Origin of the sequence: Bordetella holmesii (assembly GCF_020735985.1) — a bacterium.
Classification (GTDB): Bacteria; Pseudomonadota; Gammaproteobacteria; order Burkholderiales; family Burkholderiaceae_B; genus Bordetella; species Bordetella holmesii.
Window position 1 is genome coordinate 3653395 of sequence record NZ_CP085973.1, and the last position, 16658, is coordinate 3670052.

The 16658-nt window shown below is 63.4% G+C and carries 13 protein-coding genes and 1 pseudogene; 6 read left to right on the forward strand and 8 right to left on the reverse strand.

Annotation, left to right across the window (positions count from 1 at the left end; genetic code table 11):
• Window positions 1-3: 3 nt before the first annotated feature.
• Window positions 4-1473, reverse strand: a complete 1470-nt coding sequence (locus LK440_RS17615; protein WP_005016797.1) for an NAD-dependent succinate-semialdehyde dehydrogenase — start codon at window positions 1471-1473, stop codon at window positions 4-6.
• A 187-nt stretch (window positions 1474-1660) separates the two neighbouring features.
• Here LK440_RS17615 and LK440_RS17620 point away from each other — a divergent pair, with 187 nt between their 5' ends.
• On the forward strand, window positions 1661-2551 hold the full coding sequence (locus LK440_RS17620; RefSeq protein WP_005016795.1) for a LysR substrate-binding domain-containing protein: 891 nt from the start codon (window positions 1661-1663) through the stop codon (window positions 2549-2551).
• A gap of 38 nt (window positions 2552-2589) precedes the next feature.
• Here LK440_RS17620 and rimO read toward each other — a convergent pair.
• The 7 genes and pseudogenes from rimO to LK440_RS17655 form a co-directional block, all read right to left on the reverse strand.
• Window positions 2590-3939, reverse strand: a pseudogene (gene rimO / locus LK440_RS17625) (30S ribosomal protein S12 methylthiotransferase RimO).
• A 130-nt stretch (window positions 3940-4069) separates the two neighbouring features.
• Window positions 4070-4315 carry a helix-turn-helix domain-containing protein gene (locus tag LK440_RS17630; RefSeq protein ID WP_005016793.1) on the reverse strand — a complete coding sequence of 82 codons (246 nt, stop codon included), beginning with the start codon at window positions 4313-4315 and terminating at the stop codon, window positions 4070-4072.
• Window positions 4316-4495: 180 nt separating this feature from the next.
• A complete protein-coding gene (locus tag LK440_RS17635; RefSeq protein WP_005016791.1) occupies window positions 4496-5254 on the reverse strand; it encodes a GntR family transcriptional regulator in 759 nt (252 codons plus the stop codon).
• A 7-nt stretch (window positions 5255-5261) separates the two neighbouring features.
• Window positions 5262-6857, reverse strand: a complete 1596-nt coding sequence (locus tag LK440_RS17640) for an AMP-binding protein (RefSeq protein WP_005016788.1) — start codon at window positions 6855-6857, stop codon at window positions 5262-5264.
• 10 nt (window positions 6858-6867) lie between these two features.
• Complete coding sequence (locus LK440_RS17645) at window positions 6868-7914, reverse strand: cyclase family protein (RefSeq protein WP_005016787.1); 1047 nt, start codon at window positions 7912-7914, stop codon at window positions 6868-6870.
• Complete coding sequence (locus LK440_RS17650; protein WP_005016785.1) at window positions 7911-8651, reverse strand: SDR family oxidoreductase; 741 nt, start codon at window positions 8649-8651, stop codon at window positions 7911-7913. Before LK440_RS17650 ends, LK440_RS17645 begins: the two co-directional genes overlap by 4 nt.
• Window positions 8652-8778: 127 nt before the next feature.
• Window positions 8779-9999 (reverse strand): ISL3 family transposase, encoded by a 1221-nt coding sequence (locus tag LK440_RS17655; protein ID WP_005011985.1) that lies wholly within the window; start codon window positions 9997-9999, stop codon window positions 8779-8781.
• A 162-nt stretch (window positions 10000-10161) separates the two neighbouring features.
• On the opposite strand from LK440_RS17655, the gene LK440_RS17660 reads away from it, so the two are divergent.
• The 5 genes from LK440_RS17660 to LK440_RS17680 all read left to right on the forward strand — a co-directional run bounded on the left by LK440_RS17660 (window position 10162) and on the right by LK440_RS17680 (window position 16651).
• Window positions 10162-11121, forward strand: coding sequence for a tripartite tricarboxylate transporter substrate binding protein (locus LK440_RS17660; protein ID WP_005016782.1), 960 nt, complete (start codon window positions 10162-10164; stop codon window positions 11119-11121).
• Between the two features lie 2 nt (window positions 11122-11123).
• Window positions 11124-12299 (forward strand): acyl-CoA dehydrogenase family protein, encoded by a 1176-nt coding sequence (locus tag LK440_RS17665; RefSeq protein WP_005016779.1) that lies wholly within the window; start codon window positions 11124-11126, stop codon window positions 12297-12299.
• Window positions 12300-12398: 99 nt separating this feature from the next.
• Window positions 12399-13730: a 16S rRNA (cytosine(967)-C(5))-methyltransferase RsmB gene (rsmB, locus tag LK440_RS17670; protein ID WP_005016777.1), complete on the forward strand. Its 1332-nt coding sequence runs from the start codon at window positions 12399-12401 to the stop codon at window positions 13728-13730.
• Between the two features lie 42 nt (window positions 13731-13772).
• Window positions 13773-14357, forward strand: coding sequence for a DUF4390 domain-containing protein (locus tag LK440_RS17675; RefSeq protein ID WP_005016774.1), 585 nt, complete (start codon window positions 13773-13775; stop codon window positions 14355-14357).
• Entirely contained in the window at window positions 14354-16651 is a 2298-nt protein-coding gene (locus LK440_RS17680; RefSeq protein ID WP_005016768.1) for a sensor histidine kinase, read from the forward strand. The genes LK440_RS17675 and LK440_RS17680 overlap by 4 nt, the downstream gene beginning before the upstream one ends.
• Window positions 16652-16658 lie beyond the last annotated feature (7 nt).

Sequence of the window (16658 nt, forward strand, 5' to 3'; positions counted from 1 at the left end):
GTTTCAGCGCGCGGCGTTGAACGTCTTGCCGGCAAGGCAGACGTATTTGATTTCCAGAAACTCTTCGATGCCGTACTTGGAGCCTTCGCGTCCGACACCGGATTCCTTGATGCCGCCGAACGGGCCGACTTCATTGGAACCGGCCCCGGTGTTCACGCCCACGATGCCGTACTCCAGGCCTTCCATGACGCGCCAGACGCGTTCCAGGTTGGCAGTGTAGAAATACGCGGCCAGACCGGATTCGCTGTCGTTGGCACGGGCCAGGACGGCAGCTTCATCCTCGAAGGTGCTGATGCCGACTACGGGCCCGAAAATCTCCTGATGGGCGATGTCCATGGCGTCGGTCACACCGGTCAGCAGCGTGGCTTCGTACAGCAGGCTGCCCTCGGCTTGAAGCTTGCCGCCGGTCAGGATGCGGGCGCCCTTGGCGCGGGCATCCTCGACCAGGCCGCGCACTTTGTCCACGGCGCGCTGGTCGATCAGCGGCCCAAGCGTCACGCCGGTTTCGAGGCTGCCGCCCAGCTTGAGCTGGCTGATTTCGGCCTGCAATTTGTCCGTGAACGACTGGGCTACCGACGTGTGTACGTAGACGCGATTGGCGCAGACGCAGGTCTGGCCGGCATTGCGGAACTTCGACGCCATCAGTCCTTGCACCGCCTCGTCCAGATCGGCATCTTCGAACACGATGAAAGGCGCGTTGCCGCCCAGTTCGAGCGAGAGTTTCTTGATGTTGGCCGCGCTTTGCTGCATCAGCAGGCGACCGGTCTGCGTCGAGCCGGTGAAGGTCAGCTTGCGCACTTTGCCGTTGCCCGAGAGCTCGGCGCCGATGGGAGCAGGGTCGCCGATGACCACGTTGAGCACGCCGGGCGGGATACCGGCCTGCTCGCCTAGCCAGGCCAGCGCCAAGGCGGTAAAGGGGGTGAGTTCCGACGGCTTGAGAACCACGGTACAACCGGCGGCCAGCGCGGGGCTGACCTTGCGCGTGACCAGGGCCGACGGGAAATCCCAGGCAATAATGGCCGCGACCACGCCCACGGGCTGGCGAATGGCCATCATGCGCTGGTCGCCACGCGGAGTGGGCAGCACGTCGCCGTAGACGCGTTTGGCTTCTTCGGCAAACCATTCCACAAAGGACAGGGCGTAGTTCAACTCGCCGCGGGCTTCGGCCAGGGGCTTGCCCTGCTCCAGTGTCAGCAGCAGTGCCAGATCGTCGGCGTTTGCTTCGATCAGTTGCTGCCATTTGCGCAGAATCGCGCCGCGCTCCTTGCCGGTTTTGGCTCGCCAGGCCGGCAGTGCGCGGTCGGCCGCTTCGATGGCGCGCGCGGTTTCGGCGCTGCCGAGGTTGGGAACGGTTCCCAGGCTGCTGCCGTCATGCGGGTTGCGTACGGTAATCGTGGCGTTGCTGTCGGCGTCGCACCATTGGCCGCCAATATAGGCTTTCTGGCGCAGCAGCTGGTCATTCTGCAATTTCATGCTGTCTCGTCTTCCACATCGAACTTATCGCCCCATGTCGGAGACATCAAGGCCATTTTGCGGCGAGTCTAGCAATGGCGCCCGAGACGGCTAAAGCAGTCTTTAACGATGCCGCCATCGCCAAATGCGATGGCGGCGGCGGCCGTGGCTAAAATGAGCGCCGTCACCTTTTCCGGGCAGGCCTTGCATGCGTCTCGATCCCACCTCTCTCAAGCTCTTCATCAGTGTGGTCGAACTGGGCACCATCGCGGCTGCCGCCGAACAGGAGCATATTGCCGCTGCCGCGGTGAGCAAACGCATCAGCGAGTTGGAAGAGAATCTCGGCATACGGCTGTTGACGCGTACCAATAAGGGCATTCACCCAACCCCGGCAGGCTTTGCACTGTCGACCATGGCGCGGCGCGCCTTGCACGAGCTCGATGAAGTGGCTGTGCGCATGCGTGAGTACGTCAGCGGCCTGCGGGGTTTTGTGCGCGTGTTCGCCAATATTTCGGCCATCACGCAATTCTTGCCCCGCGATATCCGGGATTTTTTGGGCGAGTATCCCAATGTCCAGGTGGATCTCGAAGAGAAGATCACGCCAGCCATCATCAAAGCCGTCGCGGAGAACGCCGCCGATGTGGGGATTTTTTCCGGTACGGTGCCTGACCACGATGTAGAGATTCTTCCCTATCGGGAGGACATGCTCGCGCTGGTGGTGCCGGCCATGCATCCCCTGCAAGCCACGGCTGGCTTTCGATTTGTCGACGCGCTGGAATATGACTTCATCGGATTGCATCGTGGCAGTGCCATCAATCGCATCCTCTCGCACGCGGCCAGTGGCGCCAAGCGCACGGTCAAGCTCAAGGTTCAGGTCACCGGTTTCGACGCGCTGTGCTTTATGGTCGACTCCGGGCTGGGCGTGGGCGTGTTGCCGCTGGATCTGGCTCAGCGTTACGCGGCGATATTCAACATCCGCATCATTGCCCTGACCGAGCCCTGGGCGCGTCGCAAAATCCAGATATGCGTGCGCGCCTTCGATGCCTTACCCACGGCAGCCAAGCTATTCGTCGATCATCTGAGCAGGCCTCAGATGTGAGGCCTGCGCTGCCATCGCGGCGGCGATGGCAGGGGGGGTCAGATGCGGTTGGCCCAGAGGTCATACTCGTCGGCGTCGGTGACCCGCACGCGGACCATGTCGCCTGGTTTGACCGGGGTGTCGGAGGATACATACACGCAGCCATCGATCTCGGGCGCATCGGCGCTGGACCGCCCCACGGCGCCATCTTCGTCGACGTCGTCGATGAGCACATCGATCTCGCGGCCGATACGGGTTTGCAGGCGGGCGGCGGATATGGCTTGTTGATGCTCCATGAAGCGCTCCCACCGCTCTTGCTTGACCGCTTCAGGGATGGGGTCGGCCAGCGCATTGGCCGGAGCGCCTTCGACCGGCGAATACTGGAAGCAGCCCACGCGATCGAGCTACGCCTCGGTCATCCAGTCGAGCAGGTACTGGAAGTCCTCTTCGGTTTCGCCGGGAAACCCCACGATGAAGGTCGAGCGTATGGTCAGGTCCGGACAGGCGGCACGCCACTGGTGGATGCGCGCCACGGTTTTGTCTTCGAACGCGGGCCGTTTCATGGCCTTGAGAATACGTGGGCTGGCGTGCTGAAAGGGGATATCCAGATAGGGCAGCACGCGCCCGTCGGCCATTAGCGGGATGATGTCGTCGACGCTGGGGTAGGGATAGACATAATGCAGGCGGGTCCACACGCCCAGCTCCGAGAGGGCATCGCACATCTCGGTCATGCGGGTCTTGACGGGACGGCCGTTCCAGAAGCCGCTGCGGTACTTCAGGTCCACGCCGTAGGCGCTGGTGTCCTGCGAGATGACCAGCAGCTCCTTGACGCCGGCCTTGACCAGGCGTTCGGCCTCGTTGAGCACGTCGCCCACGGGGCGGCTGACCAGATTGCCGCGCATCGACGGGATGATGCAGAAGCTGCAACGGTGATTGCAGCCTTCGGAGATTTTCAGGTAGGCGTAGTGGCGCGGCGTGAGTTTGACGCCTTGAGGCGGCACCAGATCGACATACGGATTGTGATCCTGGCGCGGGGGCGCAGCGGTATGCACGGCGCGCACTACCTGTTCGTACTGCTGTGGGCCGGTCACGGCCAGCACGCTTGGATGCACGTCGCGGATGACCGATTCTTCCACGCCCATGCAGCCGGTGACGATGACTTTGCCGTTCTCGGCCAGGGCCTCTCCGATCGCGTCCAGCGACTCGGCCTTGGCGCTATCGATGAAACCACAGGTATTGACGACCACCACGTCGGCATCGTTGTATTCGGGCGTGACCTCATAGCCCTCGGTGCGCAACTGCGTGAGGGTGCGCTCGGAATCCGCGAGCGCTTTCGGACAGCCCAGGCTGACAAAGCCTACGCGCGGTGCGCGCCCGTCGGTCCTGCCCGCCGGCGCGGCTGTGGCCAGCGCCGGGTTGGGATCAGCCGGCTTGCCTGCGGGGCTGTGGGGGCCTTTTCCGGCCCGGGATGTTTCCAGGATTTCCAATCTCGTTCACCGTAGATGCGCGCGCGGCCGGTGGCCGCCTCGCGGAGTGTTTTCAGGCCATCTCGTCCGTGGATGGCAGGTCGCGCAGGGTCTCCGGATGGAGAATCGCCACCCGCAGCAGGGTCTGGGCCGCACCCGACGGGTGGCGACGGCCTTGTTCCCAATCCTGCAGGGTGCGCACACTGACGCCCAGCAACTCGGCAAAGTCCGCTTGCGGCAGACCGACACGATTGCGGGCTTGACTGATGCGCGACGCCGGCCACCGGGCGCAACGTTGCGGCGGGGCTGCTTGTTTCATGACGTGATCTGTTTGCGGGCAGGGGAAAATGCCCCCGCGGCCTGGGCCGCCGCGCCCAGGGGCGGCAGCCGAAGATGCGAGATTATACGGCAATGCCGTAGCCGCCGGGCGTGGGACGTCACCGGTGCCGGGGCTGTTCCTGTGCAGGATTGGCGCACCCGGCTTCAGCCGGGTGCGCGATCAGCAAAGATCGAACTCCAGCTTCACGAATTTGGTGGGAAACTCCAGCCGCGCGAAATAGATGAGGCGGGTGTCGTCACAGGCATAACGGCGCACCTCGGCCACGCTGTCGCCGACATTCAGGTTCAGCGCGCGGGCGGACTGGATGCCCGCATCCGCGATGGTGATCTTCTGCCGTGCTTGACGGATCGCCAGACCAGGAATGCGGGCAATGACCGAGGCCGCGGCCGCCTTCAGAAAGGCCGCCTTGTGCTGCTTGAATAAATCGTCGGCCAGATAGACCTCGCTGAAGCAGTAGGGCACCCCTTCTTTGACATGGAGCCGGCACAAATGACGGTAGGCCTGGGCATAGTGCCCGCCAAACGCCATGCCGAGTTCAGGCAGTGAGGCAATCGCGTCCTTGCCGTCTGTGATGCTTTCCGTGCCCAGCAAATCGCTCAGGGCGACGGTTTCTTCCCAGTTGGACGGGATCTGCAGTTCGGTCACACCGGGCAGATCGCTGCGCACAAAGGTGCCTTTGCCTCGTCCGCGCCGGATGTAGCCTTCCTCCTCGAGAATGCCGAGGGCATTGCGAAGCGTCATGCGCGCGACCCGATAGTGGGCCATGAGCTCTTCCAGCGAAGGGATCTGCTGATCGGGCAGCCAGACCCCTTGGGCGATGTTGCGCCGGAATTCTGCCGCCAGTTGCAGGTACAGGGGCAGTTTGCTTCGGGACAGGACTTCGGACGCGTGGGTTTGCGGCATGGAGGGGTTGGCCATGGCGGGGCTATGTCGGAGGCGGGTGGCCGTCCAGCGTGGATTGGGCTTGCTGGCGCAGCACGTGCTTTTGCACTTTGTTGGAGTTGGCGCTTTGCACCACGGGGAAGTCCTCCACGAAGATCACGCGATGCGGGACTTTGAACTTCGCCATGGAGGCCTTGCAGGCGTCAATGATAGCGCGCTCGTCGGTCTGGGCCGTGGCCTGCCGCCACACGAAGGCGACGGCCACCGTTTTGCCTTGCCATTGCGCGCCGACGACTTGCGCGCCAGCCACCCCCGGCACCGCCTCGATGAATTGTTCTATTTCCAGCGGGGACACGAGAAACCCGCCAAGCCGCAAATGGTCGCCGTCCCGGCCCTGGAAAATGAACATGCGCTCATCGACCGTGTATCCTAGATCGCCCGTGCGGAAATAGCCGTCGGCACTGATGGCCTTGCGGGTCGCCTCGGGGTTGTCCAGGTACTCGGACATGATGCTGGGCGCTTTGATCTCGATATGCCCCATGGTTCCGTGGGGCAATACGGATCCGCTGTCGGGGTCGATCGCACGCACACGGCCCTGCGGCGACGAAATGGTGCCCCCGGCCACCCGGCGGTGAGCCCAGTCTGTCTGCAACGTATGCCCGGCGACCAACGCCTGAAGCTCGCTGGAGCCGTAAAGACCTGCGATGGGCAGGCCCGCCTGGCGTGCTCGTTCGGGCAGGTCATCCATGGCGGGCGAGAAGCTGGCAAAGCCGACATAGCGCAGGGAAGGATAGGGCTGCGGCTGATCCGCGGCCTGCCGCAGGATGTGGTCGATGAATTCATTGTTGGCGAAAGTGTGGGTCACGCCATGGTCGCGGATCTGGCGCGCCGTGGCCGACGCGTCGAATACCGCCAGCGAGACCAACGTCGCACCCTGCGTCAGGCCGCCCAGCATCGTGGAAAAACCGAACGCCCCGCACAGGGGAGAGGCCAGCAGCACCGTGCTGTCGGTGTCGATGCCGAAGGCTTGCGCGACGATGTGGCCGTGAGCCAGCAGGCCGGCCTGCCGATGCAGGACCAGCTTGGGCGCGGAAGTCGTGCCTGACGTGGTGTAGACCAGGGCGCCGTCGCTTTCCTGGCCTGGGTCCTCGATTCTGGCAGGGAGCACGGCCGGGTTGGCATCGAAGGCTAGCGGTGCGGGCAAGGTGGCAATGGTAGCCAGGGCCTGGCGCTCGCCGACCGCAATGACGCCGCGCAACCGGCCCAGCGTGGCGGGGTCGATATGCCGGAGGATATCGACGAAGGGCAGGCCTTTGAAGTCCGGCCACATCGCCAGCCAGGTGCAACGGCCCCGCTCCAGCAAGTGGGCGACTTCGTGCTCGCGAAAGCGCGTATTGACCGCGACCACCGTCATTCCCAGCCACGCGCAGGCCAGGAAGGTGATCAGCCACTCCATGCTGTTGGGCATCCAGAGGGCCAGCCGTTCGCCGCGGCGCGCGCCTTGTTCGTGCATGAGGCCGGCCAGGCGATCCACCTCGCGCAGCAGCCCGGCATAGTCCAGCGCACGATCCTGGTCCTGGTAGGCAATGCGTTGCGGGGACCGGGCGGCATGACCTTTGATGAGCGTATGGAAGTCCATGGGGCGGGTCTCAGATCGTTGCGATCGGCGTGACCGGCGAGCCTACGGCGCCAGGCAGTCGCAACGGCGGGGCCGTCAGCAAGAAACGGCTGCGTCCCGCGGCGTGCAAGGCTTCGGCCAAATCTTTCAGGTACCAGAGTTCGGCCAGGGGCAGCCCGAGCTTGAACAGGCAATGGTGGTGCAGGGGAAGCAGCGATTTTTTCCCTTCGCGTTGGCGGGCGGGATAGGCTTCGACCGCATAGTTGTTGGCACAGATGGCGGCGATACCGCTGTCGCTGATCCAGTCCAGCAGGGCCTGGTCGGCGCCATCGAGCACGCAGCAGGCATGATGCAGCGCCTCCGGATCGGGGTTGCCGGCCATTTCGGAGATGAGCTCGGCAAACCCCGTGCGCAGCACGAGCATGTCGCCACGCTCGACCGTCACGTTGTCTTTTTGCATGACGTCCATGAGCTCGCGATGGCCGATCAGCTGGCGTTGGCGGCCATAGTGGCGCGTGAAGTCTACTAGTACGGCGCGGCCCTGCATGCCTTTGACGGCGAAATTTTCAATGCCCAGCTTCAGCGCTCCCATGGCGTGGGTGCCGCTGCCGCAGCAATCTGTGTGGCCGTCGTCAGCGGTGCTGGCGTCCAGAATGTCCTGACCCGCCTGGTAGCCGTTGTAATAGACCTTGCGCGGCTGGCCGCTGCCATCGGTGTCGAAGTAGGCCCCCACGTGCGCCAGCGCATCCCACTGCGTGGAGTACTGCAGGGACATCACTACCTGATCGTCGCTAAGTACATCGATGGAGGATGGGTCGAGCTTCTCCATAGGGAAGTTCATGTACGGCACGCCATCGCGCTCGGTGCCGCTCAGGCGCGGCGGTTTGCGGCGCGGATTGAGCGCCATGCCCCCAGGCAGGTCCAGCGGCAACGACAGGCAGAAAACGGTGCCTTGCCGAACCTCGCGAATACCTTTGAGAACCTGCTCCTGACCGATGAGATTGATTCGTCCAAGTTGATCATTTTCGCCGAAGTCTCCCCAGGTGGAGCCTTCCGGGCGTTGTGTCCAGCGTTTCATATCGCGTCCTTTGTGTCGGGGGGGCAGGCCGTGCCTATGGTCATTCCGCCGCAGACCATATGGGTCTGGCCGGTGACAAAGCCGCAGCGCTCATCCATGAAATAGGCCACCGCGTGAGCGACGTCCTCCGGTTTTCCCATGCGGCCCGCAGGGATGGCGGCAAGCAACTGGCGGGTGCGCTGGGCATCGTTGGCGCCCGCGAAAAAGTCGGTTTCTATAGGGCCTGGCGCAATCGCATTGACCGTGATGCCGTCGGCCGCGAGTTCCAGTGCCCAGGTCCGGGTCATACCGATGAGTCCGGCTTTGGTCATGCTGTAGACAGTGCGCTCGGCCTTCCCCAGCGCGGCGCGCGATACCATGTTGACGATGCGGCCTTGCCCCCGAGAGCGCATGCCACGCGTCACCGCCTGAGTAAAACGCAGTGCTACGTCGACATTTAGCTGCACGGCGCGGTAGAGGTCTTCGCTGCGAACATCGTCGAGCTTGCCGGTCGGAACGAGACCGACGTTATTGACCAAGCCATAGAAAGGTTCGCTGTCGGCCAGGCTGGCCAGAAACGCGGTCACCGCGTCGGTGTCGCTCAGATCGACGGCATGGAAAACCATGCCGGCAGGCGGATCGGCCGGTGGCGTACGGGCCACTCCCACCACGGCATAGCCGTCGGCCGTCAGGCGTTGGCAGATGGCCTTGCCTATCCCTTTGCTGGCGCCCGTCACCAGCACACGCTTGCTGCTCACGTTGTCGTCTCCTTGCAGGTCGCAGCCTGTCTGTCTTGTTGTCCAGGGAGCTTATCCGCCGCAGCCAAAAAAAGCATTAGTATAAACATCTATATATATGATCTTTTAACCATGCGAAATTATTGGTTCATCGAGGAATACCGGGGAATGCAGACCGGATCTTGAGGAAGAAGTACTCCTGATCGCGGTAGCCGTAGGCGCGGCGCTTGATGACTTTGATGGTGTTGTTGATGCCCTCGACGATGCTGGTGTTGAGCCGGTGGCGACAGCGAGACAGAATCCCGTGCAGATAGGCTTTTAGCTTGAGCGCGAAGTGAGCCAAGGCGGCGATGCCGCTGCCCTGAGCCTGTTGCAGCCAGTGATCCCATGCCTGGCGGGCGTAGCCGGGGTGTTGGTAGAACCACAGCTGTTTGAGCTCATCGCGCATCAGATAAGCGGTGAGCAAGGGCTGGTTGGCCTGGAGCAACTCGTCCAACTTTACCGATTGGCACGGATCGAGGTTTTTGCGATTGCGCAGCAGTAGCCAGCGACTGGACTTGATCACCCGGCGGGCCGGCTTGTCGTGCCGCAACTGGTTCGCTTGGTCTACACGCACCCGGTCTATCACTTCACGGCCGTACTTGGCCACGACGTGGAACAGGTCGTAGACGATCTCGGCGTTGGGGCAGTTGGCCTGGATCTCCAGCTCATAGGCCGTCGTCATGTCGATCGCTACGGCCCGGATCTGCTGGGCAACCCCAGTTGGCAGTTGTTCGAAGAAGGCTCTGGCCGTCTCGCGCGAGCGGCCATCACCGATCCATAGCACCTGACGGCGGATCGGATCGACAACGACCGTGGCATAACGATGGCCCTTGTGTAGAGCGAACTCGTCCATCGCTAGGTAGTGGATCTGGCTCCAGTCCGGCTCTTGGATCGCCCGTCGCAGCAGGGCCTTGTCCAGCGCCTTGACCGTGTGCCAACCCAGTTGGAAGAAGCGCGCCACGGCCAGAATGTTGCTGGACTCAAGCAACTGGCTGACCGCCTCGGCCAGCCGGTCGGTCACTCGCTGGTAACGGCCCAGCCAGCTCAGCCTCTCCAGATGCGGTCCACCGCACTGCTCGCACCAGACCCGCCGACGCGGCACTACCAGCGTCACTCGCAGCGCCATTAGCGGCAGATCCCGCACCCGGCGCGTGGTCGTCTCATGCACCTGCCGACATCGGTTGCCGCAGTGCTCGCAGTGCATCGTTCGCGCTGAAGGCTTCAGGTAAATCGTGACCGTCCGGCTCTCACCTTCAGGCCACACGACCCGCTCCACCCGATAACCCTCCCACCCACCCAACCTCTCGATCGTCTTGCGGTCCAGCATGATCCCGGCCTTGATCCTTGAAAAATCAAGGATCAAGCGTAACGGCAATCAAGCACGGCTCCACGCTATTCCGCGATGAACCAAATTATTGGCGTCGCGTCTGTGCGACGGCTATCCAAAAAGAAGCGGCAGCAGCCGCTCATATAACGGAGACAAACAGAAATGAATCACTCCCTCTTCAAGCACGCGGTGGCCTGCGCCTGCCTGTCGATTCTGGGCTCTGCCGCGCTGGCGGCAGGCTATCCCAGCAACCCGGTCAGTCTGGTCGTGGGCTATGGCGCCGGAGGTGGCACCGATGTCTGCAATCGGGTGCTGGCCAACGATGTCGGCAAACAGCTCGGTCAGACCGTGATCATCGAAAACCGGCCCGGCGCGGGTTCCTCCCTGTCGGTGAGCTACATCACGCGTCAGCGTCCCGATGGCTACAGCATCGCGTCGCTGTCGACGGGCGGCGTACTCAACCAGGTGCTCAACCCGGGCAATAAATACGATGTCACCAAGGAGCTCACCCCGGTGGCCATGGTGGCGCAGTACCAGGTGGGATTGCTGGTGCGTGCCGATTCACCCTATAAAACCCTGGCGGATCTGATCGCGGCGGCCAAGCGCGGCAAGACGGCCATGAGCTACAGCACGGCTGGCATCGGAACGCCCCAGCACCTGACCACGGAGCGGCTGGCCCAGGCGATAGGAACGCAATGGGTGCATGTGCCATACAAGAGTGGTCCGGAGTCGATCTCTGCTTTGCTGCGAGGCGATGTGGATTTCATGGCGCAGACCGCTGAATGGGTGCCCTACGTGCGCGATGGACGCCTGCGGTTGTTGTCGGTCTATACCGACGAACGTATGCCGGGCTTCGATGCCCCTACGCTCAAAGAGCAGGGCTACGACCTGGTGGCGCCGAGTCTGTTGGGCATTGTCGGACCCGCGGGCATGGATGCGGCCCATGTCAAGCGACTGCAGGATGCGTTCGACGTCGCGACACGGACCCCGGAGTTTGCCAATTGTGCCGATCAGTTCGGCCTGAAGGTCGACTTCCGCGATGCCGCGGCCTTTGGCCGCTATGTCAACGACACGCTGGTCGGCTGGACGCCGTTGCTGCAGCAGTTTGCAGGCAAGGAGTAAGTATGTGTGAACGGCAAGCCTGGGATTGGTTGCAATGGCCCTTTCTGCAGGAGCGGCATCGGGTTCTGGCTCAGGAACTTGAGCAGTGGTGTCAGACTCACCTGGTGCGGCTGGATGAAACGGACGTTCTTGGCGCGTGCCAGCAATTGGTGCGCTCGCTGGGCCAGGCCGGCTGGCTGCGCTACAGCGTACCCGGCGGCCCTGACGGCAACTTGGGCGGCGCCTTGCCCGGCCTCGATGCGCTGAGTCTGTGCGTCATACGCGAAACCCTGGCGCGCCATCATGCACTGGCGGACTTCGCGTTCGCCATGCAGGGGCTGGGCAACGGGGCGATTTCGCTGGCGGGCAGCCCGCAGCAGCAGGCGGCGTATCTGCCCGCCGTGGCGCAGGGCCAAAAAATTGCCGCGTTTGCCCTTTCCGAGCCGGAGGCGGGCTCGGACGTGGCCGCCCTGCAGTGCCGCGCCCAGGCCCAAGGCGACAGTTATCGGCTCGACGGCACGAAAACCTGGATCTCCAACGGCGGCCTGGCGGACTTCTATTGCATCTTCGCGCGCACGGGTGTCGCTGGCTCCAGCGGCATTTCGGCGTTTATCGTCGATGCCGATACGCCGGGGCTGGTGGTACAGGAGCAGATCGATGTGATGTCGCCGCATCCGTTGGCGACACTGCAGTTGCAGAATTGCCGGGTGCCGGCTCACCAGAGGCTGGGCGAGGAAGGGCAGGGCTTCAAGATAGCCATGCGGACGTTGGACGTCTTCCGTACCTCGGTGGCGGCCGCCGCCGTGGGTTTTGCCCGCAGAGCCCTGACCGAAGGATTGGCCCATGTCCGGCAGCGCAAGATGTTCGGCCAGACGCTGGCGGATTTCCAACTGACGCAGGCCGCGCTGGGCGATGCGGCCACCGAGATCGATCAATCGGCGTTGCTGACCTATCGGGCGGCCTGGGTGCGTGACGTTCAGCAGCGATCCTCGACCATGGAGACCGCGATGGCCAAGATGGCCGCCACGGAGTCGGCCCAGCGGGTCATTGACCGGGTCCTGCAGATGTTTGGTGGCAAGGGCGTAGTGCGTGGCCATATTTTGGAGCGGCTGTATCGTGACATCCGCTCCTTGCGCATTTACGAGGGGGCTACCGAAGTACAGAAGCTCATTATCAGCCGCGAGCTTTTGCGCGGCTGACCGGGCCGGATCCGGCCGCCGCGGACGATCCCGGTGGGCCGGGTGAGCAGCGCAGCGCGGCGAACGGCTACCATAGCGGTTCTGCATATGGAATTCCGCATGGCTTCTGCTTCCGAATCGGGCAATCTGGCCCCACCCTTGTCCGCCGTTCTTTTGTCCGCCGCAGCCGCAGTGCAGGCCGTTGACGAAGGCCGTTCTCTTACCGATGCCCTGGCCGACACCGAGCCCGGGCTACGCCCGGCCACTCAGGCCGTGTCGTTTCATGCCATGCGCTATATGGGCTGGGCCGATACGATTGCCAATCGTCTGGTGCCACGCGAGCCTGCGCCGCTGGCCGGTGCGTTGCTGCGCGTGTCGCTGGCCTTGCTCAAAGAGCCGGACCAGCCCGGCCAGACCGTGCCCGGTATGCCGGTCTATGCGCCGCATACCGTGGTGGATCAGGCCGTGACGGCTGCCGCGAGCAACCCGCGGCTGGCCGGATTCAAGGGTTTGATCAACGGCAGTCTGCGGCGATTCTTGCGCGAGCGCGACACGTTCGCGGCCGAACTGGCCAACGATCCGGTCGTGCGCTGGAATCATCCTCAGTGGTGGATCAAGACGCTCAAGCAGTTTTATCCCCAACAATGGCAAACCTTGCTGCAGGCCGCCAACGTACCCGCGCCGCTGACCTTGCGGATCAACCGCAGGCGGGCCAGCCGGGAGCAGGTGATCGAGGCGTTTACGGCTGCCGGGATCGCCGCGCGCCCGACCGGCGAGTTCGGGCTGGTGGTGCTCGAACCCAAGCCAGTGACCCAATTGCCGGGCTATTCGCAAGGGTGGTGGTCGGTGCAGGATGCCGGTGCGCAGTTGGCCGCGCCCTTGTTGCCGCTCGCCGATGGGATGCGTGTGCTCGATGCTTGCGCCGCTCCTGGAGGCAAGACCGCGCACATGTTGGAAATCGCGCAGTTGGATCTGGTGGCCCTGGATAATGACTCGCGCCGCCTGGAGAGGGTCGGACAGAATCTCGAACGTTTGGGCCTGCATGGTGCGCAATTGCTCACCGGCGATGCGGCCAACCCCCGTAGCTGGTGGGATGGCAGGCCCTTTGATGCGGTACTGGCGGATGTGCCGTGCACGGCCTCGGGTATCGTCAGGCGTCATCCCGACATTCGCTGGCTGCGCCGCGCTCCGGACGTCGCTCGCACGGCTGCCTTACAGGCCCGGATCGCGGATGCTTTGTGGGAGGTGGTTGCCCCGGGCGGGCATCTGCTTTATGTGACCTGCTCTATTTTTCCGGCCGAAGGCCAGGCCCAGGCCCGGGCATTTGCGGCTCGTCATGCCGACGCCCAGGCGCTGCCTTCCCCGGGCCAACTGCTGCCAGTTGCGGTGAATGCAACACCCGAGTCGCAGCATGATGGTTTTTTCTATGCCTTGTTTGCCAAGCGGCCCTGAATCGCCAAGAATAGGGACATAGCATGCCCCTATTGAAAGTCCATGATTGTTCGTCTAATTGTCGCCTTCTTGTTGGCTATCGCCCCTTTTTGGTTTGGAGAGGGAGGGCGGGCATTCGCCTCCGAACCGGCGGTCGAGACAATAGACCCGATCATTCAGGACGGGCGGCTGGCCATTAATGCGGATGTCGACTTCCCCCTCAATGACCAGCTGCGCGATGCCGCGCAGCGCGGTCTGCCTTTGTATTTCACGGCGGACATTCAGATAACCAAGGCGCGTTGGTGGTGGTTTGACCGCAGCCTGGTCGACACCAGCATGACCTGGCGGGTGAGCTACAACGCCCTCACGCGCCAGTGGCGCGTGGGGCAGGGTGAGCTCTCCCTGAACGTGGCCTCGCTTGACGATGCCATGGATGTCGTCAGACGGATCCGTGATTGGCGCCTGGCTGACTCCTCCGAGTTCGAGGCGGGCGAGGTGTATACCGGTCAGCTACGCGTGCGTCTGGATACGTCCTTGCTGGCGCGTCCGTTTCAGGTCAATGCGTTGAACAGCAGCGCCTGGGCTGCCTCGACGCCTTGGCGGGAGTTCTCCTTCACCCTCACCGCGCCCGCGCGGGATCCCTCATGAGAGTCTTATTGCGGCTGGCCTTGATCGTCGGGGCCATCAGCGGGCTGTCCTTGTTGGGCCTGCTGGTCTGGTCCACGGGCAACGCATCGCGCCTGGCGCGGTATTACGACGTTTTACTCATCCTCAACGGGGTGTTCGCCCTGGCGCTCTTTGTCTGGGTGGTGGCACTGACCGTGCGCCTGGCACGCCAGATACGGCGGCGCATGTTCGGCGCCCGTCTGACGGCCCGTTTTGCGTTGGCGTTTGCCCTGATCGGAGTGGTGCCGGGCGCGCTGATCTACACCCTGTCGGTGCAGTTTCTGTCGCGCTCGATCGAGTCCTGGTTCAACGTCCGGGTCGACAGTGCACTGGAAGCCGGCCTGAATCTCGGGCGCGCCGCCTTGGACTCGCAACTGGCTGACCTGGACGCGCGCGCCCGGGCCATGGCCTCCGAACTGAACAATCTGCCGGACGCCGACATTCCGCTGGCCCTGACGCGGCTGCGCGAGGGCAACGGCGTGCAGGAGGCCCTGGTCTTTACCGGCAGCGGCCGGCCCCTGGCGTTTTCGACCAATAAGTTCGGTCAGCTGGTCCCGCCAACGCCGCCGTCGACCGTCCTGAATCAGCTTAAATTGGCGCGAGGTTATTCGGCCGCCGAAGCCGACGACCCTGGCGTCGCAGGCGCCGAAGACGGGCTGCATCTGCGGGTGGTGATCCCGCTGAATACGCCGGTGCGCTTTGACAGTTCGCTGGCCGGGGCCGGGGAGCCGCGCTGGTTGCAGTTGATGCAGAATGTTCCCGAGCAGATCGCGCGCAACGCCAACCGCGTGCAGCAGGGTTTCCGCGACTATCAGGAGCTTGCGCTCTCGCGCTTGGGCTTGCGCAAGCTCTACGGCATCACACTGACGCTGGCGTTGCTGTTGGCCGTGTTTGCGGCCATTGCCGTGGCATTGTCGTTGTCCAAGCGCCTGGTGCGCCCGTTGCTGTCGTTGGCCGCTGGCACGCAGGCCGTCAGCGTGGGCGACTACCGGCCCCTGCCCGAGCCGCCCGCGCGCGACGAGCTCGGCCACCTGACCCGCTCCTTCAATGCCATGACGCGCCAGCTCGACGAGGCGCGCCAGATGGTCGAGAGCAACCGGCGTCAGCTCGAGCGCACCAACGTCTATCTCGAAAGCGTGCTGGCCAATCTGTCTTCCGGCGTATTGGCGTTTGACGAGTCATTCCGTGTCACCACCGTCAACCAGGGCGCGCAGAACATCCTGCAGGCGGACCTGCGGTCGGTCATCGGGCGCCCGCTGGAAACCGCCGACGGCATGTTGGCCTTCGCGGGCATCGTGCGCGAAGCCTTTTCGGCGCATGAAGCCGTAGGCTCGGAGCGGCAGCACTGGCAGCAGCAATTCGAGATCACGCCAGGGCAGGCCGGCGGGCAACCCATCATTCTGCTGGCGCGCGGCACACATTTGCGCGTGGACGAGCGTGGCAATGGCTATCTGGTGGTGTTTGACGACATCACCGAGGTGATTTCCGCCAACCGCACCATGGCCTGGGGCGAGGTGGCCCGCAGGCTGGCTCACGAGATCAAGAATCCCCTCACACCCATTCAGCTATCGGCCGAGCGGCTGGCCATGAAGCTGGCGGCTCATCTGCCGCCGCGCGAAGCGCAGATGCTCGAACGCGCCACCAACACCATCGTCAACCAGGTCGGCTCGCTCAAGCAGATGGTGGATGACTTTCGCGAATATGCCCGCACGCCGCCGGCAGTCATGCAGCCCATCGACGTCAACGGCCTGGTGGCCGATGTCCTGGCGTTGTACGGTTGGGATCCGATGGACGGGCAGGTACGCAATGGCGGCCCGCGCCTGGACGTCGAGCTGGCCGAAGGTTTGCCTGTCATCGAGGGAGATTCGACCCAATTACGGCAGGTCATTCATAATCTGCTGGCAAATGCCAGGGATGCGGTCAATGAAAAAGGCGAAGACGCTCAGGTCAAGGTCTTGACCCAACTGACGCGTATTCCTCATTCGGATGGGTCTGAAACTGCCGCGGTCCGGTTTACGGTGGCAGACAATGGCCCGGGTTTTCCGCCGCAGGTGATGCAGCGCGCCTTTGAACCTTATGTCACGACCAAAGCCCATGGCACTGGGTTAGGATTGGCAATTGTGCGTAAGATCGTGGAAGAACATGGCGGGCGCATCGATATTGCCAATCGCAAGGAAGGCGGCGCGAGGGTCTCTATCTTGTTGACCCGTTTGGCGAGTTCGTCCGATACTATGGGCGAGACCTTGCAACAAAAGCATAATGCGGATACGCAATAGGTGAAAG

Bases quoted from the DNA above. Each gene is read 5' to 3' on its own strand.
- LK440_RS17615 (WP_005016797.1), bottom strand. From the start codon at position 1,473: ATGAAATTGCAGAATGACCAGCTGCTGCGCCAGAAAGCCTATATTGGC.
- LK440_RS17675 (WP_005016774.1), top strand. From the start codon at position 13,773: ATGATTGTTCGTCTAATTGTCGCCTTCTTGTTGGCTATCGCCCCTTTT.
- rsmB (WP_005016777.1), top strand. From the start codon at position 12,399: ATGGCTTCTGCTTCCGAATCGGGCAATCTGGCCCCACCCTTGTCCGCC.
- LK440_RS17645 (WP_005016787.1), bottom strand. From the start codon at position 7,914: ATGAAACGCTGGACACAACGCCCGGAAGGCTCCACCTGGGGAGACTTC.
- LK440_RS17655 (WP_005011985.1), bottom strand. From the start codon at position 9,999: ATGCTGGACCGCAAGACGATCGAGAGGTTGGGTGGGTGGGAGGGTTAT.
- LK440_RS17630 (WP_005016793.1), bottom strand. From the start codon at position 4,315: ATGAAACAAGCAGCCCCGCCGCAACGTTGCGCCCGGTGGCCGGCGTCG.
- LK440_RS17660 (WP_005016782.1), top strand. From the start codon at position 10,162: ATGAATCACTCCCTCTTCAAGCACGCGGTGGCCTGCGCCTGCCTGTCG.
- LK440_RS17620 (WP_005016795.1), top strand. From the start codon at position 1,661: ATGCGTCTCGATCCCACCTCTCTCAAGCTCTTCATCAGTGTGGTCGAA.
- LK440_RS17640 (WP_005016788.1), bottom strand. From the start codon at position 6,857: ATGGACTTCCATACGCTCATCAAAGGTCATGCCGCCCGGTCCCCGCAA.
- LK440_RS17665 (WP_005016779.1), top strand. From the start codon at position 11,124: ATGTGTGAACGGCAAGCCTGGGATTGGTTGCAATGGCCCTTTCTGCAG.
- LK440_RS17680 (WP_005016768.1), top strand. From the start codon at position 14,354: ATGAGAGTCTTATTGCGGCTGGCCTTGATCGTCGGGGCCATCAGCGGG.
- LK440_RS17635 (WP_005016791.1), bottom strand. From the start codon at position 5,254: ATGGCCAACCCCTCCATGCCGCAAACCCACGCGTCCGAAGTCCTGTCC.